The following is a 25,187-nucleotide window of genomic DNA, read 5'->3' on the forward strand; positions in this document are numbered from 1 at the left end:
CGATAAAAGGTTTCACTCCGCGGCCGGGCAGTCCGCCGCCACCCAGGAGGTGCAGTCGGGGTGGGGCCAGGTCCCCGCACGTTCGTCGGCGTTGCCATCGACATCACCGACGCCGCCACGGTTCGGTGGCACGGCGACGGCGATCGCCGTCCGCGTTCGAAACGAGACGCGGTCGTCACGCCCGAGTCGCTCCGCGTCCCCATCTCCGTCGACATCGAGGCGCACGGTCGATCCGTCACGGACGTACCGGATCGCCGTACTGGGCGACGGTGCGCCTTGCCGTGTCCGGAGCGCGAATCGGGCGTACGCTCCCCGAACGGACACCGTCCAGACGTTCACCGTCGCGTACCAGTAGCCCGGAACGGGTGCCACCGGTAGCCCCGCCGGAAGGGCACTCACCGTCTCGTTCAGCCGACCGGTGTCGGCGCGGCGTGTCGCCGTCTCGAGAGCGCGATCTCGGACGCGAGTGGCGGCGTCGGTGACACGGCGCTCGGCGACGGTGCCCGCCGGCGTCCGAAGCGTGCGATCGGTAGCGGTTTCGAGACTCGTCTCTAACCGCGCGGCGCGGTGGGGAGACGGTGTCGACGCGCGGGCGGCGGCGGCCGTGGCGATCGCCGCTGCGAGCGAGCCGTTGCTGGCGGCCATCGCCCGTCGGGCAGACCCGTTCCACTGATCGAACCCCGCAGCGACGGCCGCCCGCGTCTCGGCCGGCGAGAGCCGCGTCTGTGATCGGACGACGCGTCGCGAGCGATCACGGATCGACCCCATCGACGCCGCCACCGACTCCTGGAGGGCCGCGCGCGAACCGCGATCGGTGCCGTTCGCAACGGCGCTGGCCGCGAGTAGCGTGCGAGCGGCCGTCCGGAGTCGGGCTCGCGAGGGACGATCGAACCCGGGTTCGGCCACCGCATCCGCTGCGTCCCCGTACGGTGCAGCGAAGAGGTTGACGTTCCGCGCCGAGAGCGGGTGGTACGGCCGGGCGGGCGGAACGCCGGACGCACGGTCGTGCCCCACCGAGGCGACAGTGAGATACGCCGGCGATCCCTCCGGGACCAGGGTGACCGGACCGCCTGGCGGCGCCCCGGAAACGGATTCGTTGGACGGTGGCGTCGAGACGTGACGCTGCTCGAGGGTCCGCCGGAGCGCCCGCGGTGACTCGATCCCCGCGCGCCCGAGAACGTCGGCGAACGCCTGTCGCGACTCCTCGTGAGTCGCGGCTCGCCGGTCGAGACGACGGATCGTCGCGTCGACGAGCGCCGCCCGCGCCGCGACGCGGGCCCGATCCGCCGCACCGGCGTACTGCTCCGGCGGATCGATCAGTGCGGTTCGCCGGTCCCGAAGTTCGTCCGCGAGGCGTTCGGATGGGTTCACGGTGTACGTGGCGATTCGGCCGGCATGGACGCCGACGGAGACCTTCGAGAGTCGGTCGTGAAGCGCGGTCAGATCGGCGTTCACCCACGACCGGAGCGCCGCTGGGCGGTCGCCGTGAACGACGCGCTCGCGCACGTCGAGGCGGTCCGCAGCGACGGCGACGGCTACCGCGTCGCGTCCGCCCTGCTGGCCGATCAGTCGCGTCTCGGCTTTCGCAGGTACGTCGGCGAGGTTCGGCCCGTCGAGCGGACCGCCACGCTCGAAGCGCGGCCGGGTCGGGCGCTCCGGAGCCGTTCCGTTCGGTGCGTACTCGCCGACCAACGTGACGCCGACACGGTACCGTTCCGTCCACGCTCCGGCGGTGGTCATCGTGTCGTTCCCCCGCCTCCAGGTCCAGCGGATCCGCCGGTCGAGGGTGACGTGCCGAGCGAAGGCGTCGAATCGACGTTCCTCGCCGTCCACGGTCGGCGTCGACGCCGTGCTGGATTGAACGTCGGCGTCGGTCGAGACGCGCGTCTCGGCGAGCGTCCACTCCTCGCCAGGGGCGTTCGGTTCGGGACGAGGTTCGTCATAGGTCTGCCGTCGCCGCGTCCGGAGTTCGGCGTCGACGCGGTAGGCGTCACGAAAGACGCCGGCGAGCGACCGGTTCGATGCCATCGTGTCGGTCCGCAGACCGGTCGCCGCGTTCCGAGAAGCCGATTCGGCGTCGATGTCGATGCGTCGCGACGGCGACGGCGACGACGGTCGGTGTGACGGGATCTCCGTCGAGACGTTCGCCGACGGATTCGGGCGTGTGAGTACGCGATCGGCCCACTCGTCGTTCAGGCCGGTCGACGCCGTAACGTCGCGAACGCCGAGTTCGAGCAGCGCGCGACGCGTGCTTCGACGGCCCGTCGGATCGCTTCGGCCGAACGTCGATCGCTGCACGGCGAGGACGGCGCCGTTGGTCGATGTCTCGACGTGCCGATTGGTGACGACGTTGGTGAGCGGCAGTCCCCGGTACTGTGCGTAGCCACGCGCCCACGCGATCGGATAGAGCCGCCCCGTCAGGTGTCGACCCAGCCCCGGCCCGTCGAGCGGACGGCGATTCAGCCGGGTTTCGAACTGCGCTGTGCGGTCGTGAAGCGTGAGAACGGGCGTCGAGACGGTCACGGTCGGCGTGTGTCGTTCGCGAGCGACGGCCGTTCCGCCGTCTCGCGCCGTGACCGTGACGTTGTTGACCGTCACGCGAATCGCCGTCCCGTTCTCGACGCCCCGGATGTCGATCCGATCCATCCCCCGCCGGAGGTCGGCGGGACTCGATCCGCCGGGGAGCGACGCGACGGCGGCGACATCTCCACGACGGTAGCGCGTTGTCGACAGTTGCTCCCGGAGGGTCAGATAGATGCGGAGACGCAGCGCGTCTCGAAAGGGCTGCTCGTCGCTCAGCAGGCGTCCGTACGGCGTGTCGGCCGGTGTCGTAACCGGTTCGGCCGCCGCGTCGCGGGCAGCCTGTCCGACCGCCGATCGTACCGCGGTCGTGGTTCCGGCGGCGACCCGCTCCGTCGCTACGTCCACATCACGGTCGATGCGGTCCGGCCCGCGGGTGACGACCGCCGCCGCAAACGTCGAGGCACCGACGAGGAGGAGCACGCCGAGAAGCGCGAACGGCACCCGGGCTCGCCGATCATCGGCGAGACGGGTCACGGCCACGTCCTCACAGTGATACGCACCTGATCGATGCGAACGGCTGTCCGTCGCATCGACGCGTTCGACCGACTCGCGTCGCGGGCGATCCGATCCGCCATCGCCGAGGCGAGCCGATCGTTGGCTGCCTCGACCTCACCGCCGGACAGGTTCGATCGTCGGGAGACGCCGAACAGTCGGCTGGTGCGCCGGTACCGCTGGCGAACCAGCGTCGCGGTGGGGGACTCACGCCCGGCAGCGATCCGGGTTCGCGTCGGCGGAAACAACCCCTCGACGACACCTGTGGCTGCGGCGTTGGCGACGGCGGGGGTTGCTCGGCTGTCGGCGGCGGTTCGTGCCGCTGGAAACCCGCTCGGTCCCGTCACCGTCGCCGCGTGGACGGGGACGCCCGGTGGCGGTGGAGCGCCGACGGCGATCCGTCCGGTAATCGATGACCCGGGATGTGGTCGCCAGACTGCCGTGACCTGCGTGTGGTTGGCGCGTATCGCCGCGCCGACCGTGCGAACGACGGCCCGCCCGAGACCGTCTCGGGTGTGGGAGAGTCGTCGGTCGTCGACCGCAATGCGGGCCACCGCGGCGCGGGCGAGCAGTTCGGTCAGCGTTCCGTGGGCCGTTCGGTCGAGCGTCGTCGCGGGCGCCGAGTCGGCGGGTGAGCCGTCCGGCGCGACGAGCGTGTAGTTCACGGACGCCGTCGTCGTCGAGAGCGCCTCCGCCACGTTCGGGGCACGCCCCTCGCCGACGGGATCGTTCGGCGTCGCCGCCGTGACGGTGACGACGGCAGCACTGATCAACAGCAGGCAGAGGACGCCATCGAGGACGGTGCTCGTCACGGCCACACCTCCACGCGGACGCGACCCGGACGGATCTGCCCCGGGTTCAGCCGAACGCCGATAGAACGGGCCGCCGTATCGACGCCGCTGCGCCCGGGCGGGGCCGGCCCAACGTGCCACCGCTTGCCGGCCGCCGCGACGGTGACGTTGAGGTGATAGCCCGACGGCGCCGCACGCGCCGCTCGTGCCGTCCGGGATGGCCGAACGACGCCACCGGTCGCGAGCGTTCGGACGGCGCGCTCAAGCGTCGGGGCCGCGACGTCGCGAGTCGGCTCCGGGATGGCGCTATCGACAGCCATCGCGTACGTCGAGACGGCCGCACACACCGCTACTAACACCACGAGTGCGGCCAGCGGTTCGACTTGTGCTCTACCCGACGAGCGTGACATCACACCCCTCCCAGACGAGATGGCGGACGACGAGCGGGTCGTCGGCCCGCCGCCAGCGCGGTGTCCGTTCGCGAGCACTCGCCGCGGCATCGCAGAGCGTCGCGCCCGAATCGAACCGAGAGCCGGGTGTTGCTCCGTGAAGCACGGCGAGCAGCGCCGCCGTTCCGACCACCGGCGTCACGGGACCGAACGCGAACGTCGCGTGCGTCGTGCCGGCGTCGTTGCGGAGACCGATTGCCGCCGGCGTGAGTCGAATCTCTCGGGCACTGAGCGGCAGTTCGGCCGCCGCAGTGTGAGCCGTCACCGCCGTCCGATCGACGGTTTCGGCGGCGGTCGCGGCGGACGGCGGCGGTGCCGTCGGCAGCGCGGCGCCGACACCAATCAGAGCAATGCTCGCCAGTGAGAGGCCGAGCCAGACGTACCACGCGTCCACTGGAACGCCGAACATGGCACGGGGTGGCCGCGTCACCCCATTTGAACCCCGGGATCACAGGAACAGTCCGGCGGCGACGTAGGCCAGAAAGTAACAGGTGGTCGCGAGACAGAGCGAGACACCGACGCGGTAGCCGACGAGCGTCCGATCGAGGCCGCGTGTCAATCCGGTCGTGAGGACGGTGAGCGCAACGGCCAGCCAGAGGACGTACGCCCCAACCGCGACGCCAAGCCCGGCGGTCGGAAGCGGGGCAGCGCCCAACTGGGGCGTCGCACCGGTTTGCGAAACGCGTTCGGACAGCGCCACCGTCGCGCCCCCGACCAGTGGACCGAAGACGGCTGCCGTGTTGGCCAGGGTGTCGGTAACGCGTCGCAGTTCACGACGGGATTCGCGTTCGATCCGCCGCATCTCCTCGAAGTGTTCGGCAGTTGCGACCAGCGCCTCGCCAGCGGGTCGCCCTTCGGTCGCCGCGAGGGCGAACAGATCGGCCATCTCGCGGACCCGACGACTCGGCGACGCCACACGCATCCCACCGAACGCTTCGCGCACAGTGACATCGAGCCGTCGATGTCGGTCCACCGCGTTCTCGAGATACGCCCCGGTTGTGCCGGGAACCCTCTTCGCGGCCGTTTCGACCGCCGTCTCGACGGCGTCGCCGGCCGCCACCCGCCGTCCGACGAGATAGAGCGCATCGTGAAGGTCCGCTTCGACCGCGAGCACGCGGTCGCGGACGCGCTTGGCCGGTCGGAAGCGAGCCACGAGAGCGGTTCCGACGCCGAATCCGACGGCGGCGACGGGAGCAGCCCACACGTCGACGCCGCGAGCGACGATCCAGCCCCCGACCCCAGCAGCGACGAGGCCGGCCGTCACCGCGGCCACACGACTGTCAGGCGTGTCGGGATGGTCGCGACCGATTCGTGGCGGCGGAAACGCGATCGGGCGTCGGGCGAGGAGCCACGCCCCCGCCCCGACGACGACGAGCGGGAGAGCGGCGTCGTAGAGCGCGACGACCACGGGCAACGAGAGCGCAACGCCAGTCGCCCGCGCGGCGGGCAAGACGGCGACCAGCGCCAGCGGTAGCAAGACGCCGAAGGCGTACAGGCCGGTGACCGGCCCGCGGATGTCGGTCGTGAACGCCGAGAGGTCCTCTCTGGCGCCGCGGAGCGCAGCGGCGACGGCTCGGTCGAGGTGCCCGCCGCGTTCGTCGGCGGATGCCGACGCCGCGGCGTCCAGTCTGGCGACGGCGCGATCCAGTGCCCGAAACTGCGCACCCCAGTCGGCCGCGAACCCGTCGAACCCGCTGTGGGACGTGTTCGCGGCGCGACGGACGTGTCGACCGAGACTCCGTGCCAGCGCGCTTCGTCCCGTCCGTGCGGCGAAGACGGCCGCCCGCTCGATGGAGGGTTCGATGCGCAGACTGAGAGCGGCGCGGCCGACGAGCGTGGCCGCCGATCCCAGCGCACGGGTGCGAGCCATCGTCGCCGCGAACCGCACGCTTCGGTTCGCAATCGTCGGTGTACAGACGCCACCCAGCGCCCCGGAGACGACGACGAGCACGCCGGCAGCGCGCCACCCGCGAACCACGACCGCGAGGCCGATGGCGACGGCAGCGACGACGGCGACCGATGCCACGGTACGGGCGGCCCGTTCGATCGTCTCCGCATCGGCGTCGGTCCCGAGGCGAGTCGTCGCCCGTTCCAGCGCTGGAGCAGTCGAGACGGGACGAGGCCACGCGGCCGCGAGCCATTCGGTCGCCGACACGATCAGTCACCGACCCGTTCGCGATTGGCCATGTCGACGGCGTCCGGGCTGGTTCGCTCCGTCCGGGCGAGTTCCCGAAGGAGCGATTCACGCTCGTCGAGCACCGTCAGGACATCCGCGTAGGACTCGCCGGGGCGTGCGAGCGACGCCACGAGCTGGCTGTTCCCCCGGTCCACGACGCCGGTGGGGTGAGCGCCGTCCGCGCCAGGTTCGAACAGGGGTTCGAACGCGACGCCGTCGTCGGTGTGGCGCACCTCTTCGATCGCTGCCACGCGGCGGCGCTCCTCGACCGAGAGCGTGACGAGCAGATCGGTCGCGGCGAACGACGGTGCCGGCACCCCGAGGTCGGTGACGACGCGTTCGAACACCGCGTCGGCGCCGTCGCCGTGGATGGTCCCGAGGACGGCACTGCCGGCGGCGCCGACGCGCATCGCCTCGTAGAGCGTCGCCGCCTCCTCGCCCCGGACCTCACCGAGGATCAGCGCACCCTCGCCGAGGCGGAGGGCGGTCCGCAACGCCTCGACGGCCGAAATCGACGGGCCGTCGCCGCTCTCGACGCGAACGGGTTGGATGTCACGCCCGGCGTCCCGGAGCGTCGCCACAGGGAGTTCGGGCGTGTCCTCGACGACGACGGTCCGGGTCGCCGAGGGGAGTTCCCACAGGAGCGCCGAGAGAAGCGTCGTCTTGCCGGCGCCGCGCGGCCCGGCGATCAGGCCGGCAGCGGCGCGTTCGACCGCCAGCGAACAGAGTGCCGCGGCATCGGGTGGGAGCGTCCCGTTGGCGACGAGCGCGGGGAGCGTCCATGCGTCGGTACCGTGGGTCCGGAAGACGAACCCGTAGCCGTCGCTGGCCGGGTCGGTGACGCCGGCGACACGGATCCGCTCGCCGAACGGTCCCTCGGTCGACGCGTCGAGCGTCGGCGTCGCCCGCGAGAAGGCCCGCCCGCTCTCGCGCCGGAACCGCGAGGCGAGGGCGGCGGCGCCTTCCCGCGTCAGGCGAATATTCGTCGGAAGTCGGTCGCCGTCGACCGACACGCGAACCGGGTTCTCGGTCACCGGCGCTGTGACGAGTACCTCCGACACCGCGGGGTCGGCAAAGAGGTCGTCGAGCACGCCGTGGCCACGCGTGTGTTTGCGGAGCACGCGCGCGACGGCTTCGGTCGAACCGGCCGACGTATCGTCGACCGCGCGGAGCGCGCGAGTGACCGATCGGTCGGTGTCCTGAGCGCCGTCGGCCGGGGCGGCCGCGGCGAGACGGCCGTAGGCGGCCGCCAGCGCCGCCGTGTCGGCCTCGTCGAGTCGCCACCCGAGCGGTTCGAGCAGGTAGTGATCGCCGGTTGGGGTGCGATATCGTCGCACCGTCGCCCCGGTGTCGAGTTCGCGGCGGTCGATCAGCGTCGCCTCCTCGGGTGGCCGGGCGGCGAGTCGAGCGTTGGCGATCCGCGGCCCGGTGGCGGCGCTGAGGGCCGATTCGTAGTCGCCGCTATCGCTGTCGCCGTCGCTCTCGATCCGATCGGCACCCGCGGCGAGCCCCGAGGTCGCCGCGACGGTCGCCACCGGACCGGCACGGCCGGTCGCGGCGCGGGCGGCACCCAGCGGGTCGCGTCGCGCACGCTCGGCGAGCGTCTCGTCGTGGACGGCGACCCGCATGGCGAACTGTCCGGCCGCGACGAGCAGGCCGACGGCACCGTCGTCGTAGCGGCGTTCCAGCCCGTCGCAACGGACGCGAACGGCATCGGCGCGGCGATCAGCGAGTGCGTCGACGACCGTCGCCCGGCAGTCCGGTTCCGCGACGAGGTCACCGTCGCCGGGGCAGTCGTCGGCGTCGACGACGAGCGCCGGTCGGCGGTCCGGCTCGCTCCGCCGTGGCGATCGAAACGCCGTCTCACACCGACAGGTAGCGTCCTCCGTAGTGCGGTCACGCAGTCGATCCAGCAGTCCCATGCGGCGGAGTGGTCCCGTCATCGCTTTTCAATCTCGCCCTCCGTCCTCGCGAAGACGACGCCGACGCCGCGGTCCCGAACGAGCGAGACGACGAGACGGTGCCGGCCGGGACCGTAGACGAACGGGCCGTCAGGTGTCCGTAGATCGACGCCCGGGAGCGTCGTCCGGTGCGGTCGACCGCCTTGAATCCGATACGCGATCACGTCGCGTTCGCCGTCGATCCGAACCGTCGCGCCGGCGGCAGTCCACGACCGGGGCCGAAGTCGAAACCGGACGATCCGCCGAGGGGCGACCGTCTCCGGCGGCGTGGGGTCCTCGTGAGCGAGCAGCGACCGCGCGGCCCGTTCGATGCGGTCGGTGACGCTGTCGAGGTGGGTGGCCGTCCGCGACTGGCGACCCTCGTCGATGGCGGGCGTCGCCGCCGCCAGCAACGCGACGGTCAGCACGACGGCGAGGACCACCCGAATCACAGGAGCCGTCGTAGCCGGTCGGCGAGCGAGCGATCCGTCGGCTCCCCGGCCTCGTCGTCGGCGACGACCGCGTCGTCGGCAGATCGGGCACGAGCAGCGACGGTCTCCGCGAGCGTCGCATTAGACGGGGTCGCTGTCGGCGACGACGGCCCGCCATCGGGCGGGTCACCGGTCGCCGCGGCGGTGGTGCCGGTGGATGGCGACGCCCGATCGGTTCCGCGTGGGCGACGATTCGTGGTCGGAGGATGGGCGTCGTCGCCCGTTGCCGCGTCGGAGGCATCCGCCGCGACGATTCCCGCTTCCCGAAGTTCGGCTTCGAGACGATCCACCCGCGCGACGGCGGCGTTCGCGCGCCGCTCGACGGATTCATCGACCGCTCGGACGCCGCCGGCAAAGCCCCGAAGCGCCTGTACCGCTGCCTCCAGATCCGCGAGTCGGTCGTCGAAATCATCGACAGTCGTTTCGAGTTCGTCGAGGCGGGTCCGGAGTCGAGCCGCCTCGGGGAGACCGTCCACCGCTTCTCCGTCGGTGACCGCGCGTTCGACTGCGTCGAGTCGATCGTCGAGTGGTCGGTCGTCGGCCATACGCCGCGGTGGTCCCGTCACCGTACCTAAAGTCTGGGTTGGCTACGCCACCGCGTCGGTGATTTGAAGGGGTGCAAGACGGATGTCTGACGTATGCAGTCCGTCCTGATTGGTGTCGGGCAGGCCGGCGGCAAGATCGTCGACGCCCTGTCCGACTTCGACGCGAGAAACGGCTTTGGCGCCGTCAGCGGGACGCTCGCGGTCAACAGCGCTCGCTCCGACCTCCAGTCCCTCCCCCTCGACACCGTCCTCATCGGCGCCGCCGAGGTGAACGGTCACGGGGTCGGCGGCGACAACGAACTGGGGACGAAAGTGATACGAGATGACCTCCAGGAGGTGATGGGCGCCATCGACGGCCGGGTGACCGCGCAGGCCGAGGCGATCGTCGTCGTCGCGGGCCTCGGTGGCGGCACCGGCAGCGGCGGCGCGCCCTACCTCGTCAAGGAACTCAAACGCATCTACGACATCCCGGTCTACGGGTTGGGCGTCCTCCCCGGCCGCGACGAGGGCGCGCTCTACCAGGTGAACGCCGGTCGGTCGCTGAAGACGCTGACGCGGGAGGCCGACGCGACGATCCTGGTCGACAACGACGCTTGGCGGTCGGCGGGCGAGAGCCTCGAATCCGGCTACGAGACCATCAACCAGCGTATCGCCCGGCGCATCGGCCTCTTGCTCGCTGCGGGCGAGGGCGGCGAGGGCGTCGGCGAGTCCGTCGTCGACAGCTCGGAGGTCATCAACACCCTCCGGGGTGGCGGCGTGGCGACGCTCGGTTACACCTCCGCGACCGTCGGTGCCGATCCCGAATCGACCGTCAACGTCGTCACGAACACGACCCGGAGAGCGGTCCGCTCCGGCCTCAGCCTCCCCGATACGACGAGCGCGGAGCGTGGGCTACTGGTCGTCGCCGGCAGACCGGAAACCATCTCCCGGAAGGGCGTCGAGCACGCCCGCTCGTGGCTGGAGACGGAACTGGATACGATGGAGGTCCGCGGCGGCGACTTCCCCCGGCAGAGCGACCAGCTGGCGTCGCTGGTCCTGCTCGGTAGCGTGGCGGACTCCGACCGTCTGGACGGCTTCCTCGACCGAGCACGGCAGGCGGCGCGAGAGGAAGAGCAGGCGGAGGAAAACGAGGGAACGACGCTGCAGGACGACCGGATCGACGGGCTACTGTGACGCCTACTTCGACGTGAGCAGACTGCCGCCGTCGAAGTCGGTGCGGCCGTAGTCGACGTCCATCAGGTCGAGGATCGTCGGTGCGATGTCGAACAGGTCCGCGTCGGTGATCGAGGCCGCGGGATCGTCGACGTAGAGCGTGGCGTTGTCGAAACTGTGCATCCCGTTGCGGGGGCCGACATCGAACACCTTCTCGTGGCCCTTGAATCCGGATTTGAGGTCGAAGCCGTGGTTCGGGATGGCGACGAGGTCGGGCGCGATACCGTCGTGTTCGCCGCGGAAGGCGTCTTCCTTCTCGACGACGCGCTCACACACCGGGTTGCCGTCCGGCCCCTCCAGCGCTTCGAGTTTGGCCTTGAGTTCGTCACGCGTCGCGTCGTACTCGGCCTCGGGGACCGAGCCGCGGGGTTCGCGCCCCTCCAGGTTGATGTAGAACCGGCCGGGGATGAGCGAGTAGGCCTTCGACTCCTCCGCGATGTCGGTGAGGTCGTCGTGGTCCTCGTCTTCGAAGGAGAGCCACCCCTCCTCCTGTAGCCACGCGTTGAAGTGAACCTCGTAATCGAGGGAAGTGAACCCGTGGTCGCTGGCGACGACGAGTGTCACGTCGTCGTCGAGCATCTCCCGAATCTGGCCGATGTAGTCGTCGACCTTCCGGTAGAACTCCATGAATGCCTCCTTGTTCGGGCCGCCGCGCTCGTAGTCCTTGAACAGGAAGTGGTTGACCCGGTCGGTGGTCATGAAGACGCCGAAAAACAGGTCCCAGTCGTCCTGTTCGAGATACTTCGAGAAGGCCTCGAAGCGCGTGTCGATGGTCTCGTGGGCGTCCTCGATGAACTCGGTTTTGTCCTCCTTGTGCCCCAGTTTGGCGTTGACGTCGATGGCGTAGTCGATGGACTGGAGATAGTCGCGGAGGTCGTCGGGGTAGGCGGCCTTATCGACACCCGGCGAGAGAAAGCCCGACACCATCCGCTGAACGTTCCGCTGTGGCGGGAACGTGACGGGGACGTTCATCACCGTCGACGCGCGCTCGGCGTCGTCGAGGCGGTCCCAGATGCGTGGTGCCTGGACATCTTGTCCCATGGGAACGTACGTGTCGTACGATCCCGCTTCGCGGTCCTGGAAGCCGTAGACGCCGGTCTCGCCGGGGTTGACGCCCGTCGTGAGCGACGGCCAACAGGCGCTCGACTCCGGCGGAACGATGCTGTCGATGGCCCCTGCACTCCCCTCGTCGGCGAGCGCCGCGAAGTTCGGGAACTCCTCGGGGTGATCATCGAGTAGACTAAAAGGCACCCCGTCGATGCCGACGAACGCGACGCGCGGATGGTCCTCGCCGCGCAGTCGATCGAACAGACCCATACCATCGCATATCCGGGAAGCTAATAAGAACCTTCGTTTCGGGATAGAACGGTCGCTTTCTACGACGCACCGCCGATGGGCGCTCGCACGGCCACGTGTATCGACCGTCAAGCGGTTAGGCGACCGTACCGCGTGCCCGCCGTGCGGAGCGCGTGACGGAGGCCTGTTCGGGTGAAATCGAGGGACGGGAGCGTGTTAACCACACGTACCAAACGCCCTATTACCGACTCGGACCTCGAACGAGGTATGAGCACGACTGCCGCCAGCAGCGACCTGAACGAGAAACAGCGCCGGATCCTCGCCTACCTCCGGGAGCACGCCGCCACCAAGACGTATTTCAAATCGCGGCTCATCGCGGCGGAACTCGGTCTGACGGCGAAGGAGGTCGGCGCGAACATGACCGCGATTCGGACGGGGGAGTTCGACATCGACGTGGAGAAGTGGGGTTACTCCTCGGGGACGACCTGGAAAGTCGACGCCTGATACGGCCCGGTCACGGATCGTACTGGATGAACTCGGACGCGTCGGCGGCGAACGCCACCACCTCGTCGTCGAAGGAGTCGGCGTACCGCACCAGCAGCGTGATGACCGTTTCGGCGCGGACGACCGTGTAGCCGTCCTCCCGGGCGAGGAGCCCGGCGTCGGCGAGTTGGGAGGCCGCCGTGCTCACCGTCGCGCGGGAGACGTCGAGGGCACTTGCGATGTCGCTCCCCGTCGCATCGGGGTGCCGAAGCAGCGTCAACAACAGACCCCGCGGCGTCTCGCGGCGCAGGTAGCCGAGCGCCACCTGCTCGAACGTCGAGAAGCGGTCGGCGAGGAAAAAGCGCCGGTAGTCGCCGTCGCGCCGGGACACCAGCGCGCCGTCGTCGAGGAGACGGCGGAGGTGGTGTTGGGTCTCGCCGGTGCCGAGTTTCAGGTCGTCGCGGAGTTTCGAGAAATGCGCGCCGGGCGTCGCGCCCACGTAGCCGAGGATGGCGTCCCGGGCGTCGTTCCCCTCGGTCTCCGCTCGTGCGTCGCCGGCGAGGCCCGCGAGGGGCGTGGCCGCGCCTAAAGCAGCGAAGCGACGCAGCGTCGCCCGCTTGTCGGCGTCCACGCCCCGATCCCGTTCCCCGTTCGGCATCTCGTTTGGGTAGTCGCCGCGTGTTGGCAAAAGGGTATCGTCTGTCGCCAAATCGGGGTATCGACAACGGTCGCGTTCGGCCCGATTATCGGGGGTCGAGACCGACCGCGTCGGCCAGGAGTTCGTGCGACTGGAGCGCGTGGTCGTGGTCGGCGTGGGTGTGTTGGATCATCACTTCGTCGACGCCCACCCGATCCGCGAGCTGCGCGAGCAGATCGGCGAGCGTGTCGGGGCTGCCGGAGATCGCCCGCGGCCACTCGTCGGCGTCGAGCGTCGCGGGCGTCGGCTCGGGGATCCCACCGAGTTCGTCGACGGCCGCCTCGACGGAGTCGGGGCGGCCGAAGTTGCCGCGTTCCATGCGTTTGTACGTCGCTTCGGCCACCGCCCGACGCCGCGCCGCCTCCTGATCGGTCGGCGCACAGACGGCGTTCAGCGCGACCACGCCCTGTGGCTCGTCGATGCCGCCCGCGAGCCGCGACGACTGGAACTGCTCGCGGTAGGTGTCGAGCGCGCGCGTCGCGAACTGCGGGCGGATGAACGCCGCGACGCAGTAGCGCAGGCCGAGTTTGCCCGCGATGGCCGCGCTCGACGGACTCGATCCGAGCGCCCACGGGACCGGGGGCGCCGCCCCCGAGCGCGGAATCTCTAACTCGCTGTAGGCGTGTTCGTCGGGGTAGTCGTCGTAGAGGTGGTTGACGACGGCTTCGAGCTTCTCGGCGTGATCCTCGTCCGGGTTTGGGACGCGACGCGTCGTGCCGAGCGCGCGGTCGACGGCGGGCGAGCCGTTCGCCCGCCCGAGACCGGCGTCGATCCGGCCGGGGGCAAGCGCGTCCAGGGCGCCGAACTGTTCGGCGACCTTGAACGGGCTGTAGTGGTTGAGCAACACGGCGCCGGAGCCGAGTCGGATCGCGTCGGTTTCGGCGGCGAGATGGCCGAGCAGGACTTCGGGTGTCGTGCCAGCGAGCGTGTTCGCCCGGCCGTGGTGTTCGGCCACCCAGAACCGGGTGTAGCCGAGCCGTTCGGCCTGCTGGGCGGTCTCGACCGTGTTCGCGTACGCGTCGGTCGCGGTGCCGTCGGCGGGGACCGGTGAAAGGTCGACAGCGGAGAGTTCCACGAGCGTACTCGGAAACTGCGACTCATAACGGTTCGGCTCTCGGCGCGCCCCTGTTGGATCTACGAACGGTCCCCACCCGGATCGTGCGGGTCCGGGCCGTCGCCGCCACAACCATCTATACGTGTGGCCCTGTAGTCGGTCACCAGTGCCAGCGATCCAACTCGACTCCCTCCGCAAGACCTACGGAGCGGTCACCGCCGTCGACGGCGTCTCGCTCTCCGTCGAGGCTGGCGAACTATTCGGCTTACTCGGCCCGAACGGGGCGGGAAAGACCACGGTCATCGAGATGCTCACCGGGCAGCTCACGCCGGACAGCGGTCGCGTTTCGGTGCTCGGTATCGATCCGGTCGACCGGCCGGTGGCCGTCCGCGAGCAGGTGGGGATCCTCCCGGAGAAGGAGTCGCCGCCGAGTTTCATGACGCCGCGGGAGTATTTCGACTTCGTCGGCGCGGTGCGGCAGTTACCCGACGAACAGGTGGACGACAGGATCGAGACGTGGGCACAGCGACTCGGCCTGCTGGAGCAACTCGACACGCTGTCGGCGGATCTGTCGCGAGGGCAACAGCAGAAGGTGATGCTCGCCGGCGCGTTCTTCCACGAACCCGACGCCGTCTGTATCGACGAACCCCTGGCCAATCTCGACCCCATCGTCCAGGAGCGAGTCAAGCAGTTCCTGCGAGCGTATCGGGACGCCGGCAACACGGTGATCATCACCACCCACGACGTGGACGTCGCGGCCGAACTGTGTTCGCGCGTCGGTATCATGTACGGCGGCGACCTCGTTGCGGACGTTCGGCCCGGAGACCTTCCGGAAAACGACACTCTGCTCGACGTGTTTCTGGATCGGGTGGATGCGACCGTCGAGGGGGACGGAGCGCTGCATGGCTGACGGCCGAACCCGCCGCGTCTTCGTCGAGATGGTCCGCGAAGAGTGGCGCCTCTACGGCCGCCTCTTCCAGGGAAGCCACTTCGCGTCGTTCCCCGTCGTGGTCGCGTTGATTGCCGCCGGAGCGACGTGGGCGCTCGTCACGACCGGTACCGCCCCGACGACCGTGTTCGCCGGCCTCCACGCCCTCGCGCTCGTCTTCGGGATCCATACGGGGACGCTCGGCCTCGTCGGACGGGATGCCCTCCAGCGCCTCCTCGGCGACGTGACGCTGCTGATCGGGGCTGCTCGGACACTGCCCCTGTCTCACCGACAGTTGTTCGGCGTCTTCGTCGCCAAGGACGTCGTCTACTACGCGGCGCTCTTTCTGGTGCCGATCAGCCTCGGCGCGACGGCGGCCGTCGCCGGCGTGACCGGAAGCGCTGGATTCGAAACCCCATTCCTGCTCTGGATGACCCTGACGCTGACGTTCGTTCTCGGCATGGGCGCAACGATCACTGGTCTCGGCATCGTCAGACGGGGTGTTCCGGGGGTCGCCCTCCTCGTCGCGATTCTCGTCCCGGCCGGCGCGCTGTGGGCAGCGGAAGTCGACATCGTGGCCGACACGCCGTACGGTGCGTTTCTCGAGCCGACCCTGCCGCGAATCGGCGCCGCGACGACCGTCGTCCTCGCGGTACTCGCGCTCGCCGTCGTCTCGTTCGATCCGACGGCGCGCCGTCCAGCACGCACCGTTGCCCCCGCCTTCCGGCGGTGGTGGCGTCGGATCGGCGATCCAGTGGCGACGAAGACGCTCCTCGACGTTCACCGGAGCGCGGGCGGGTTCGGGAAGGTCCTCTTTTCGGCCGGCGTCCTCCTCGGCGTCACGGCGGGGCTGCTCAACCTCGCCGGCCGGATCACGGGCGTCGCGCCGTCCGTCGGCGTGTCGTTCGGGACGATCCTCGGCCTCTCCGGCTTTACCACCTACAACTGGCTCACCCAGTCCGACGATGTCGACGCGTATCTCGTCCACCCGCTGTCCGTCGAGGAGATTCTGACCGCGAAGTTCCGCGCGTTCCTCCTGTTGGGCCCCGCCGTCGGAATCGGGTTCTACGCGCTCGCGCTCGGCTGGCACGGGACGCGCCCGCTAGAAGCGCTCGTGGGGGGCATCCTCCTCGTCGGCGTGGCCTGCTACATCTTCGGAACCACCGTGTATCTCACCGGCCTCTCGCCGAACGAGTTCCTCTTCGATACGGCGCTGTTCGCGGCCTTCGGCGTCGCGATGATCGTCCCGCTGGTCCCGATTCTGGTCGTGGGGTTCGCGCTCGCCCCCGTCGCCACGCCGCTACTCGTCGCGCTCGCCGTCGCGGGAATGGGTCTCAGCGGCGTCGGCGTCGCGCTGTATCGGCGGGCGATACCGAGATGGGAGACGCGGTATCGGGAGCGATGAGTCCGCGACCTGACGAGGGCGACGGGCGCGAGACGGCCCACGCGAGCCCGGCGGATAGCTGGCGTCTCGACATCGATGAGTCGGCGCTCCTCCGGCGGCTCGCGTACGCCTTCCCGTGTCTGCTGGGTGGTGTGGCGGTACTCGCCCTCGCCCTGGTGGGGTGGCTCGTCGCCGATGCGCTCTGGACCGGACACACCGCCCGGGCGCTCGGCGTCGCCATGGTCGCGATACTCGGGCTCCTGATCCAGCGATACGTCCCGGCACTCCTCGCGACGGCGGTCGGTGAAACGCTCCGGGAGCGATACGCGCCCCGCTGGCTCGCGGTCGGAAGCGTACTGAGTGCGGCCGTTCTCCTGGGAAGCGCCCGACTGCATCCGGGCGCCCCCATAGCGCTGTTCGTCGCGAGCTGGGTGCCGACCGTCGTCGCGGCGCATTTCCCCACGGCCGGGCACGCCGACCCGGAGACCGGGACGCTCGTCGTCGACGGCACGGAGATCCCCCTCGGCGCGGTTCGCGGACACCGAACGATCACCGTCGGACCGTTCGCCGTCTGCTGGCTCTCGTATCGCCGCGGCGCGCCGACTGCCCCGCGACTCGTCGTCGTTCCGGCGGATCGGGCGTCGATGGTCGCGGACCTGGTGGACCGACCGGCGTCCTCGGCAGCCGACGAGAGAGAACCGCTCCGCCCACTGGAACGACTGATCGTCCTCGCGTTCGGGCTCGGGCTACTCGCGATCGGTCCGGTCCTGTGGATCGTGCTCCCGCCGGGCGACGGTCGGCTGATCGCGCTCTACGCCGGAGTGATGTTCGGCCTGTTCGGCGGGCTGGTCGTCTGGTATGGGTACACGTCGTGAAAAGCGAGGATCGCGGCGATTACTCGGATTCGGACTCGGTCTCGGGTTCGGTGTCGCCGCCGACGAACTCCTTCTCGTCGGCGTCGTCGATCACTTCGTCGGGACTTTTGATGTCGGCCGTCCCGCCGGTCTTGATCGCTTCGGCCTCCTGTTCGAGCTCCTCGACGTCCATCTCCGCGGCCTCGTCGATCTGACCGAGGATCTCCTCGATGTCGTCGAGACCGATGAGTTCGCGTGTCTCCGCGTCGAACTCCAGGGATTCGAGGCCTTCCGTCTCCTCCTGCACGTCGCTCCCGGTCAACTGCTTGCCGTACCGCCCGAGCAGCGACGTGAGTTCCTGCGGCAGGACGAAGGTCGTCGACTCGCCCTCGCCGATGTGTTCGAGCGCCTCCATCCCGCGCTCGATGACAGCGCGTTCGCCCATCGATTCGGCGGATTTCGCGCGCAGCACCGTCGAGATCGCGTCACCCTGCGCTTCGAGGATCTGGCTCTGTTTCTCCCCCTGCGCGCGGATGATGTTCGACTGCTTCTCCCCCTGAGCGGTCTCGACGGCGCTCCGCCGTTCACCCTGCGCTTCGAGGATCATGGCGCGCCGGCGGCGCTCCGCGGAGGTCTGTTGCTCCATCGCCTGCTGAACGTCCTGCGAGGGGTTGACCTCGCGGACCTCGACCGATTCGACGCGGACGCCCCACTCGTCGGTGGGTTCGTCGAGCTCCTTCCGGATTCGGGCGTTGATCTCCTGGCGCTTGTTGAGCGTGTCGTCGAGTTCCATGTCGCCGAGGACGGCCCGTAGCGTCGTCTGGGCGAGGTTCGACACCGCCATCTTGTAGTTGTCAACTTCGAGGAACGCCTTCTTCGCGTCCATCACTTTGATGTAGACGACGGCGTCGGCGGTGACCGGCGAGTTGTCGCGGGTGATCGCCTCCTGACGCGGCACGTCGAGGGTCTGGGTCCGCATGTCGAACGCGTACGTTCGGGAGACGAAGGGCGGGACGAACGTGATGCCCGGTTCGAGCAGCCGTCGGTACTCGCCGAAGACGGTGAGCGCCTTCTTCTCGTAGGCGTCGACGATCTCGACCATCTGGTAGACGGTGACGATGGCCAGAATCAGGACGAGGACGCCGACGAACAGCGATCCGATCGGGAGGCCGGCCTGGAGTGTGACGGGGTCCATGGCACCGCGTTAGGGTGTGGTCGGCAAAAGGGTTCGCCCGAGACACGGCTTCGTGTTTAGTTAAGCGTGAAAAGTGAGGCGTGATGATTTTGTGCTGGTCTATGGCAGAAATCACACGCCTCAGCGGGAATAGCGACTGGATCGATTTGGATTTTGTGGAGCGAGAGCGGACACCCGAGCCGGCAGTGAAGCTCGGTATTCAGATGCATCTGGCCGGACTATCACTTTCGAATACCACCTCTGCTCTTGATAGTTTGGGTGTCGACGCTCTCGAAAAGCGGTTCACGATTGGGTACAGAAGGCCGATCTACAGCCGGTCAGCGGGAAGGCTCCGAATCAGGTTGCGGTTGACGAAACCGTGATTCGAATCAACGACCAGCAGTTCTGGCTGTACGCCGCCGCGAATCCACAGACGAACGAATTACTCCATCTACGTCTGTTTTCGACCACTACAACCGCTCTCACTGAATTGTTTCTCAACGAACTGCGGGAGAAACACGATGTCGAATCCGCCATGTTTCTCGTCGATGACGCCAAACATCTCCAAGCCGCACTCCACCGAGCAGGGCTCCGATTTCGGACAGAACGCCACGGAAATCGGAATGCTATCGAACGTATATTTAGAGAGGTAAAACGACGAACCTCTTTGTTTTCAAACTGTTTCAGCCACGTCGAACCAGAAACAGCTGAAAACTGGTTGCAGAGTTCGCTCGCTGGCACAATGCTCCAAACTAAACACGAGGAGACACGGCGGGGTTCAGATAAGGATGAAGGATGAGGCGGTGCGATTTTTGAGTGTCTATGCTCGAAACCGACCGCCTCAACGGTGATAGCGACCGCTTCGAGTTAGAATTTGTGGAGCGAGAGGCGACACCCGAGTCAGCGATGAAGCTTGGTATTCGACTCCATTTGGCTGGTCTATCACTTTCGAATACCATCTCAATTCTTGATAGTTTGGGTGTCCAGCGCTGTTGCTCTACCGTGCACAACTGGGTGCAGAAGGCCGATTTACAGCCCGCAGATGATGCCGATCCGGATCACGTTGCGGTTGACGAAACTGTGATCCAGATCAATGACGAACGGTTCTGGCTGTACGCCGCAGTCGATCCCAAAGCGAACCGCTTGCTGCACGTGAAGCTCTCTCCGACGAGAAACCAAGCAATAACCGAGATGTTTCTTGCTGAACTTCGCGAGAAACATCTCATCGATGATGCGCTCTTTCTCGCCGATTCTGCACCGTGGCTGCAAGCGGCACTCCATCGACACGGCCTCGATTACAGATACGAAAAACATAATCGGAACAGCGTTGAACGTGTCTTCTGAGAACTAAAACGTCGAACAAACCAATTCTCAAACTGTTTTAGCCACGCCGAAGCAGACACCGTCGAAAATTGGCTTCGAGCGTTCGCCTTCGCATGGAATCAGCTAATCTGAACACTACCAGACACCGTCTGCGAGTGTGAGTGCGCTGTCGAAGGACCAGTAACTCTTGACTCGCACATGAGTAAAATAAAAACACATAATGAGAATGTTCTAAAAATAAACCGGGCAACTTCAGAATTTCATATTTTCTTATATTCTATTATAAAGTGTATATATGAGGTCCTATATCGAGAAAAAGATATTATTCAAAGCTAATAATTAAGTAATATAATAATCAGAGGTTAGTTATAATGACTGAAATAAGATACTTCACGAAAAATATCGGCTTAGAAATATTAACGGTGGCTATCCCCCCACCGTCCTCGACCGAAATGCATCCGTCGGATTACACCAGGGGAGACGGAACGCACTCGACGGATGCACCGGGCATGTCGGGTCGGAGCGTGGTGATCAGGCGAACGGGTTAGTCATCGCCACTCGCGGGTTCGGAGTCGGAGTCGCAGGCAGCGGAGTCGCAGGCAGCCGGTTCCGGCGCGACGTCGATTGCCGGATTCTCGTCGAAGAACCCTTCGGGAGCGAGTTCGAAGCTGCCGATTTCGACGGGAAGAACCGGCCAGTCTTCCGGTCGAGTGCGGTGATTGACGCCCAGCGTGTACCACACGACGAGGTCCTCCTCAGCGATGTCTCGATCCTCCATGGTCCACTCACGGAGTCCGTCAGGACTGTCGTTCTGGGTCGGATACTCGCCGTCTGCGTACATTTCGTCCTCATCGAACTGCGTCACCCAGAAGTTATTGTCGATGAATCCGGCGCGTTGCATGGTCGGGGATCCGGGCTGCATCGGTGACGCGACGTTCTCGCCAGGGTGGAGCTTGTACCCCGTGTTATAGCCGTACGAGTTCGTCTCGTTGGGGTTGGTGATCCGCCAGTACCGGCCGTTGATCGGGTCGATGTCCATCCGAGCCTCCTGCTCGGTTTCGAGCTGTGTTTCCTCCATATACCACCCTTGACCGGCGGGGTTGTTGGAGTCCTCGTGAGTCCAGGCTGTTTCGTCGACCGGCTCGTTGTGGACCTCGTAGACGGAGTTCTCCTCGCCGTCGATGTCGAAGTCGAGACGGAAGTTGAAGTGGTGCTGGTGCAGCGACGTTTTGATCTGCGGGGCAGTTACTTCGTAGAAGCCATCCGTGTCTTCGGCTGACGTGCCCTGTGGGACGACGCCGTTCGAGTCGATACCCGTCAGCCGCATCTCGGCCTCGATTCGGCCGTCTTCGTAGAAGTAGTAGTAGAACGCATAGTCGTAGTTGTAGACGGTCGCGATCTGAGAGACGACCAGCCGACGGCGACGGCGGACTTCCGTGTTCTCTTTCCGGACTTCGGTGTGTTTCCACAGCAGTCCGTCGTCCTCTTCGTGCATGCAGATTGCGTTGGGAATCTCCAACACGTTGCCGTCGCGGTCGTTGGTGACGGCGTCGAAGTAGTGCATGACGCCGAGGCAGTCACAGCCTTCGGAGAGTGAGTTCACCATCCGACCGATGTTGAACTCGCCGATGTCGAGTGCGTTCTTCCAGTTATGGTTGGGGTCGACATCGCCGTACGGGACGGACATCGCCGACGCTGCGGCGCGGTGGAGAATTTTGCGGTCCTCCTCGCCGTCGTCGTACGAAACGTCGTGCAGAACGAGTCCCTCGCGGTCGGTCCATCCGACGCGGAACGACCAGTTCTGCCACTCGACTTCCCGACCGTCGACCTCCCAACTCACACCATCGGGCTGGACGACGTCGAGGTGTTCCAAGTCGTCTCGGGTATCGAGCTGATCCGCCCTGAAGTCGGCACGCTCGGGCGGAAGCGGACTCTCCTCGTCGACGACGCCGTTGTCGACGACCTCGAGAACCTCCATGGTGTCGAGGTCGATAAAGGCGTGAATCCCTTCGAGTGGCCGGGAATACGCGTTGTCCTTCTCGTCACGGCCAACCCAGGCCAGTCCTCGCGCGAGTCGTTTCCCCTCCAACCCGTCGGGGACGAACTCACTGGCGTTGACCGGCCATGGGTCGACGATTACGTACTCGAAGTTTTCGACGCCCCGCTTGCGGGCCGCGTCGCGGAACGCTTCGTCTTCGATGATTGCCTCTTCGGCTTCCCGGACGTCTTTACCGGGAATATGCGGGATCGCACCCGGCAGATGATTCCAGGTGGTGACCGCTTCGTCGACCAACGAGATGACCGCTTCGTACGTCTCCCGCTCCTCGAAGTTCCGCAGGACTGCCTTCACTTCGCGTTCTACCACACTGCCGTCGTCTCGGTCCGCCAATTCTTCCTTGGACGGTTCGACGGGCTGGTAGCTGAAGAAGCCGAAATCGCCGTCGATTTCGTCCTTGTCTTGCAGGATGTCTGTTGTCAGTTCGATTTCTCTGGCCGTCAGGGGGTCAAGCGGATGCTCGACCTCCGGAGCGTTAGCTTGTGCCATGCCTCGCCTTGGCAAATTACACCACTCCACTTAAAGTTTGGGGGAGGGATTCTGGAGAGGGTTATATATCATCGCTGTAGACCGGCATCTCGTCTCCGGTTGAAGCGCTGACCCGCTTCCCGACCACAGACAGATGGTCGGGGTGCATTCGGCAATCCACCGTGGGAGAGTGACCCAAACATATATATTCCAATTCGATAAACTGCCGGCTCGTGTGACCGACGACCACCGACCCGGACACCGTGTGTGCCGACACACACTACTGAGTGTCTGTACGGCTGTCTCCGCGTACACAGTGCCCGTTGCCGCCCACACCAGTGGCGGCGCGGAAACTGGTGTTCCGTTCTGGCCGCTCCTCGTCGCCTCGGCAGTCGGGGGGTTGGCCGGGGGCGTCGCGTTAGCTCGACTCGGGCGGCAACTTCTATCACAGTGGTCCAACCGGCTGCAACAGGGAGTCCACGCGCTGGTGTTGCTGCTCGGACTGACGCTCGTCGTCCCTTCACTCGTCGACCTGTCGACATCGGGAATGGTGGGGACGCTCGTCGGGAGTACCCTCGCCGGAACCGCGATGGTGATGACTCACCGTCGAGGCGCAAACCCGATCCTCACCGTCGCGACCGGTGGCGTGGGCGTTCATCGGGCAGCCGAGGGGTTCGCCCTAGCTGCTGCATATCTCTCGGGAACTGCTGTCGGCGTCATCGGAGCGATAGCACTCACGGCACACGCGGCGTTCGAAATCGCGGTGGTCTACGCCGGAGAGTTCGACGCATCCCCACGAATGGCGCTCGCACGCGTTGTGGGCATCCAGAGCATCCTCATCGTGACCGGAGCGCTCGGCGTACTGACGGGGAGCCTGCCTGACACCATCCGTGCTGTCGTCGTGTCCGTGGCTGGCGGAGCGTTGTTCATCGCCGGTGCTCGCGGCATCGTCGAACATTCGGCGACGTCCGAGTCGTAGCGTTTGGTTGGCGGTAGGTCGACGGACAGAGCGAGGTCACTCGGCGCGCCGGCGGCAACGCGTCCGGGGACGGAACGAACACTCACCTGCGTTCGGTACATTCGAACACACACCAGTGCCAGAGCCGAGAGCAAAGGGAAAGACGGGGACAGCGAGCAGCAGAGATTAGTCGTCGTCGACGGTCGACCCCTCGGCCGTGGTCGTGCTGTCGTCGAGAGGAGCGAACTGCGGGTACGCCACCATCGAGTGCTCGTGTTCGTCAAGGCCGCCGAGTTCGCCTTCACGAGAGGCGCGCTCGAGGCCCACACCCCTGATGGCGAAGATTGTGGCCGCGGTAATCAGCGCCGTGACGATACCGATGATAGACATACCGACGATCTGGCTGAACAGGGACCACGGTGATAGGAACTCACTAGTTGTCGTCACGAAGGGATACGCAGCCCCTCCTAGGAACGCAGCAGTTCCGTGGACCGGGATTGCGTCCACCACGTCGTCGATACCTTTATTCTCAAGGTATGACGAGACGAACGGAAGCTGGAAGCCGGCAAGGAGGCCGACACCAAGCGTGCCGAACCACGTCGCACCTAACGCGATTGGGCAGACGGCCACCAGACCAGCAAGCCATCCGTTGGTCGATTCGAGTAACTTGATCTCTCCATCGCGATAGACGCTGGCTATAGTTGCGCCGATCGCCCCTGCACCCATCACGAGAATCGTGTTCGTCATGACCCGTGGGATGTCTTGCCACTGCGTAGCGAACGTCTGACCGGTCGTGCCGAAGTCGAATACGAAAGATGCCATGCCATTGTTGAAGCCGAACCAGCCGAAGGCCAGGATGAGTGTGCCGAACACGGTGAACGCTGGTGAATGGCCAGGCAGTTTCCGTGCCGTTCCATCATCCCGGTACTTTTCGATACGTGGGCCGACGAGGTAGGCGGCGGTCAGTGCAGCGACACCACCCGTCATGTGAACGACGATACCGCCAGCGAAGTCGTTGAGTCCTCCAGCCGGAAGTGTCGAGACGAAGCCGCCGGCGAAGTGAAGGCCAAAGGTGATTGGGAAGACGACTCCAGCGAGGATCGTCCCGAGGATCGCATATCCGTGGATGTTCATCCGGCCGGCGACGGTCCCGCTCACAATCGAAGCGGTGGTCGCCGCGAAGGCCCCGTTGAACACGATATATATCCAATCGGACATCGTTGAGGTTAGGCCGCCAGAAGCACCTGTTCCGGAGAATCCGACACCAGCTCCGTTCCAGTAGTAGAACGCCTCGGCGAGTGTCGGCATTGGTTCAGACGTTGCGATAGCGGCAGTCACGGGGATAATTGCGTGGCCAATCAGGAAATACAACGTGAAGCCGCCCGCCCACGTCACGATGTTCTTGGTGAGCTGGTTCACGACGTTCTTGGATCGGACCTGCCCCGATTCCAACATCGCGAACCCTGCGTGCATGATGAACACCAGGAAAGTGCACATCATCACCCAGATGAGGTTGATAGCGAGTTCTGTACTCCCGAGTTCTGCTTGCAGTGGGATCGTTAGCGAATCCATGAGCGTGCGTGTTATTTCGATTTGTTGTTTTTTCCGCTCTGTCATGAGCGCCTCTCTGCGCCGGTACACCGTCCCTCTGACTCTATCTCTCCTAGGCAGTCCACTTGGACGCCAACTCTCATGGAATTCCACGGTCACTAAAACCTTGGGGAAAAATGCCATGGTACGAGGCAACACTCGACTCAACAATTCCTCCAACGACCGATATCGCCCGTTTCAGAGCCTGTCTCTGAACAGCATCTCGATGGAAACCGATTCTGA

The 25,187-nt window shown here is 66.4% G+C and carries 20 protein-coding genes and 2 pseudogenes; 8 read left to right on the forward strand and 14 right to left on the reverse strand.

Translation table 11 applies throughout. The features are described 5' to 3' along the window. Window positions 1-12: 12 nt before the first annotated feature. Genes MXB53_RS10900 through MXB53_RS10935 form a run of 8 tightly spaced genes read right to left on the reverse strand, consistent with a single transcriptional unit; the run spans window position 13 to window position 9,467 of the window. Window positions 13-3,057, reverse strand: coding sequence for a DUF7286 family protein (locus tag MXB53_RS10900; RefSeq protein WP_248897496.1), 3,045 nt, complete (start codon window positions 3,055-3,057; stop codon window positions 13-15). Beyond that, window positions 3,054-3,887 carry a DUF7284 family protein gene (locus MXB53_RS10905; RefSeq protein WP_248897498.1) on the reverse strand — a complete coding sequence of 278 codons (834 nt, stop codon included), beginning with the start codon at window positions 3,885-3,887 and terminating at the stop codon, window positions 3,054-3,056. The genes MXB53_RS10900 and MXB53_RS10905 overlap by 4 nt, the downstream gene beginning before the upstream one ends. After that, window positions 3,884-4,276: a DUF7285 family protein gene (locus MXB53_RS10910; protein ID WP_248897500.1), complete on the reverse strand. Its 393-nt coding sequence runs from the start codon at window positions 4,274-4,276 to the stop codon at window positions 3,884-3,886. The genes MXB53_RS10905 and MXB53_RS10910 overlap by 4 nt, the downstream gene beginning before the upstream one ends. Next, a complete protein-coding gene (locus tag MXB53_RS10915) occupies window positions 4,257-4,724 on the reverse strand; it encodes a DUF7283 family protein (protein WP_248897502.1) in 468 nt (155 codons plus the stop codon). Before MXB53_RS10915 ends, MXB53_RS10910 begins: the two co-directional genes overlap by 20 nt. A 39-nt stretch (window positions 4,725-4,763) precedes the next feature. After that, window positions 4,764-6,470, reverse strand: a complete 1,707-nt coding sequence (locus MXB53_RS10920) for a type II secretion system protein (RefSeq protein ID WP_248897504.1) — start codon at window positions 6,468-6,470, stop codon at window positions 4,764-4,766. Between the two features lie 2 nt (window positions 6,471-6,472). Further along, window positions 6,473-8,434: a type II/IV secretion system ATPase subunit gene (locus tag MXB53_RS10925; RefSeq protein ID WP_248897506.1), complete on the reverse strand. Its 1,962-nt coding sequence runs from the start codon at window positions 8,432-8,434 to the stop codon at window positions 6,473-6,475. Then, entirely contained in the window at window positions 8,431-8,883 is a 453-nt protein-coding gene (locus MXB53_RS10930) for a DUF7311 family protein (RefSeq protein ID WP_248897508.1), read from the reverse strand. Before MXB53_RS10930 ends, MXB53_RS10925 begins: the two co-directional genes overlap by 4 nt. Then, on the reverse strand, window positions 8,880-9,467 hold the full coding sequence (locus MXB53_RS10935) for a DUF7310 family coiled-coil domain-containing protein (protein ID WP_248897509.1): 588 nt from the start codon (window positions 9,465-9,467) through the stop codon (window positions 8,880-8,882). The genes MXB53_RS10930 and MXB53_RS10935 overlap by 4 nt, the downstream gene beginning before the upstream one ends. Window positions 9,468-9,560: 93 nt before the next feature. Here MXB53_RS10935 and MXB53_RS10940 point away from each other — a divergent pair, with 93 nt between their 5' ends. Beyond that, window positions 9,561-10,640, forward strand: a complete 1,080-nt coding sequence (locus tag MXB53_RS10940) for a tubulin/FtsZ family protein (protein ID WP_248897510.1) — start codon at window positions 9,561-9,563, stop codon at window positions 10,638-10,640. Window positions 10,641-10,643: 3 nt separating this feature from the next. On the opposite strand, the gene MXB53_RS10945 is transcribed toward MXB53_RS10940, so the two are convergent. Beyond that, window positions 10,644-11,996, reverse strand: coding sequence for an alkaline phosphatase family protein (locus tag MXB53_RS10945; RefSeq protein ID WP_248897511.1), 1,353 nt, complete (start codon window positions 11,994-11,996; stop codon window positions 10,644-10,646). Window positions 11,997-12,242: 246 nt separating this feature from the next. Between MXB53_RS10945 and MXB53_RS10950 the strand changes: the two genes are divergently transcribed. Next, window positions 12,243-12,479, forward strand: coding sequence for a DUF7123 family protein (locus tag MXB53_RS10950; protein WP_248897513.1), 237 nt, complete (start codon window positions 12,243-12,245; stop codon window positions 12,477-12,479). Between the two features lie 10 nt (window positions 12,480-12,489). Here MXB53_RS10950 and MXB53_RS10955 read toward each other — a convergent pair whose 3' ends face one another. Further along, window positions 12,490-13,116, reverse strand: a complete 627-nt coding sequence (locus MXB53_RS10955; RefSeq protein ID WP_248897515.1) for a winged helix-turn-helix transcriptional regulator — start codon at window positions 13,114-13,116, stop codon at window positions 12,490-12,492. A gap of 85 nt (window positions 13,117-13,201) precedes the next feature. Next, window positions 13,202-14,230: an LLM class flavin-dependent oxidoreductase gene (locus MXB53_RS10960; protein WP_248897517.1), complete on the reverse strand. Its 1,029-nt coding sequence runs from the start codon at window positions 14,228-14,230 to the stop codon at window positions 13,202-13,204. A gap of 145 nt (window positions 14,231-14,375) precedes the next feature. Here MXB53_RS10960 and MXB53_RS10965 point away from each other — a divergent pair, with 145 nt between their 5' ends. The 3 genes from MXB53_RS10965 to MXB53_RS10975 are packed head-to-tail and all read left to right on the forward strand — an operon-like array spanning window position 14,376 to window position 17,396. Next, window positions 14,376-15,119 (forward strand): ABC transporter ATP-binding protein, encoded by a 744-nt coding sequence (locus tag MXB53_RS10965; protein ID WP_248897518.1) that lies wholly within the window; start codon window positions 14,376-14,378, stop codon window positions 15,117-15,119. Further along, the gene (locus MXB53_RS10970; RefSeq protein ID WP_248897520.1) at window positions 15,112-16,542 is read left to right on the forward strand and encodes a hypothetical protein; all 1,431 of its coding nucleotides are present in this window, start codon (window positions 15,112-15,114) and stop codon (window positions 16,540-16,542) included. Before MXB53_RS10965 ends, MXB53_RS10970 begins: the two co-directional genes overlap by 8 nt. Next, entirely contained in the window at window positions 16,539-17,396 is an 858-nt protein-coding gene (locus MXB53_RS10975) for a hypothetical protein (protein ID WP_248897522.1), read from the forward strand. Before MXB53_RS10970 ends, MXB53_RS10975 begins: the two co-directional genes overlap by 4 nt. A gap of 19 nt (window positions 17,397-17,415) precedes the next feature. Here the strand turns inward: MXB53_RS10975 and MXB53_RS10980 are convergent, their stop codons facing one another. Then, window positions 17,416-18,570, reverse strand: coding sequence for an SPFH domain-containing protein (locus MXB53_RS10980; RefSeq protein WP_248897523.1), 1,155 nt, complete (start codon window positions 18,568-18,570; stop codon window positions 17,416-17,418). Window positions 18,571-18,671: 101 nt separating this feature from the next. Here MXB53_RS10980 and MXB53_RS10985 point away from each other — a divergent pair. Together MXB53_RS10985 and MXB53_RS10990 are read left to right on the forward strand one after the other, a co-directional pair. Further along, window positions 18,672-19,305: pseudogene (locus MXB53_RS10985) on the forward strand (IS6 family transposase). 66 nt (window positions 19,306-19,371) lie between these two features. Next, window positions 19,372-20,004 (forward strand): annotated as a pseudogene (locus MXB53_RS10990) (IS6 family transposase). A 412-nt stretch (window positions 20,005-20,416) separates the two neighbouring features. Here MXB53_RS10990 and MXB53_RS10995 read toward each other — a convergent pair. Further along, the gene (locus tag MXB53_RS10995; RefSeq protein ID WP_248897525.1) at window positions 20,417-22,417 is read right to left on the reverse strand and encodes a primary-amine oxidase; all 2,001 of its coding nucleotides are present in this window, start codon (window positions 22,415-22,417) and stop codon (window positions 20,417-20,419) included. Window positions 22,418-22,883: 466 nt separating this feature from the next. Between MXB53_RS10995 and MXB53_RS11000 the strand changes: the two genes are divergently transcribed. Then, window positions 22,884-23,375, forward strand: a complete 492-nt coding sequence (locus MXB53_RS11000; protein WP_248897526.1) for a hypothetical protein — start codon at window positions 22,884-22,886, stop codon at window positions 23,373-23,375. A gap of 165 nt (window positions 23,376-23,540) precedes the next feature. On the opposite strand, the gene MXB53_RS11005 is transcribed toward MXB53_RS11000, so the two are convergent. Beyond that, the gene (locus tag MXB53_RS11005) at window positions 23,541-25,088 is read right to left on the reverse strand and encodes an ammonium transporter (protein ID WP_248897528.1); all 1,548 of its coding nucleotides are present in this window, start codon (window positions 25,086-25,088) and stop codon (window positions 23,541-23,543) included. Between the last annotated feature and the right edge of the window lie 99 nt (window positions 25,089-25,187).

Origin of the sequence: Haloplanus sp. XH21 (genome assembly GCF_023276355.1) — an archaeon.
Lineage (GTDB): Archaea > Halobacteriota > Halobacteria > Halobacteriales > Haloferacaceae > Haloplanus > Haloplanus halobius.

Excerpts from the sequence above, each read along its gene's own strand:
- MXB53_RS10910 (WP_248897500.1), bottom strand. The coding sequence starts at position 4,276 with ATGTCACGCTCGTCGGGTAGAGCACAAGTCGAACCGCTGGCCGCACTC.
- MXB53_RS10915 (WP_248897502.1), bottom strand. The coding sequence starts at position 4,724 with ATGTTCGGCGTTCCAGTGGACGCGTGGTACGTCTGGCTCGGCCTCTCA.
- MXB53_RS10925 (WP_248897506.1), bottom strand. The coding sequence starts at position 8,434 with ATGACGGGACCACTCCGCCGCATGGGACTGCTGGATCGACTGCGTGAC.
- MXB53_RS10935 (WP_248897509.1), bottom strand. The coding sequence starts at position 9,467 with ATGGCCGACGACCGACCACTCGACGATCGACTCGACGCAGTCGAACGC.
- MXB53_RS10940 (WP_248897510.1), top strand. The coding sequence starts at position 9,561 with ATGCAGTCCGTCCTGATTGGTGTCGGGCAGGCCGGCGGCAAGATCGTC.
- MXB53_RS10945 (WP_248897511.1), bottom strand. The coding sequence starts at position 11,996 with ATGGGTCTGTTCGATCGACTGCGCGGCGAGGACCATCCGCGCGTCGCG.
- MXB53_RS10950 (WP_248897513.1), top strand. The coding sequence starts at position 12,243 with ATGAGCACGACTGCCGCCAGCAGCGACCTGAACGAGAAACAGCGCCGG.
- MXB53_RS10955 (WP_248897515.1), bottom strand. The coding sequence starts at position 13,116 with ATGCCGAACGGGGAACGGGATCGGGGCGTGGACGCCGACAAGCGGGCG.
- MXB53_RS10970 (WP_248897520.1), top strand. The coding sequence starts at position 15,112 with ATGGCTGACGGCCGAACCCGCCGCGTCTTCGTCGAGATGGTCCGCGAA.
- MXB53_RS10975 (WP_248897522.1), top strand. The coding sequence starts at position 16,539 with ATGAGTCCGCGACCTGACGAGGGCGACGGGCGCGAGACGGCCCACGCG.
- MXB53_RS10980 (WP_248897523.1), bottom strand. The coding sequence starts at position 18,570 with ATGGACCCCGTCACACTCCAGGCCGGCCTCCCGATCGGATCGCTGTTC.
- MXB53_RS10995 (WP_248897525.1), bottom strand. The coding sequence starts at position 22,417 with ATGGCACAAGCTAACGCTCCGGAGGTCGAGCATCCGCTTGACCCCCTG.
- MXB53_RS11005 (WP_248897528.1), bottom strand. The coding sequence starts at position 25,088 with ATGGCATTTTTCCCCAAGGTTTTAGTGACCGTGGAATTCCATGAGAGT.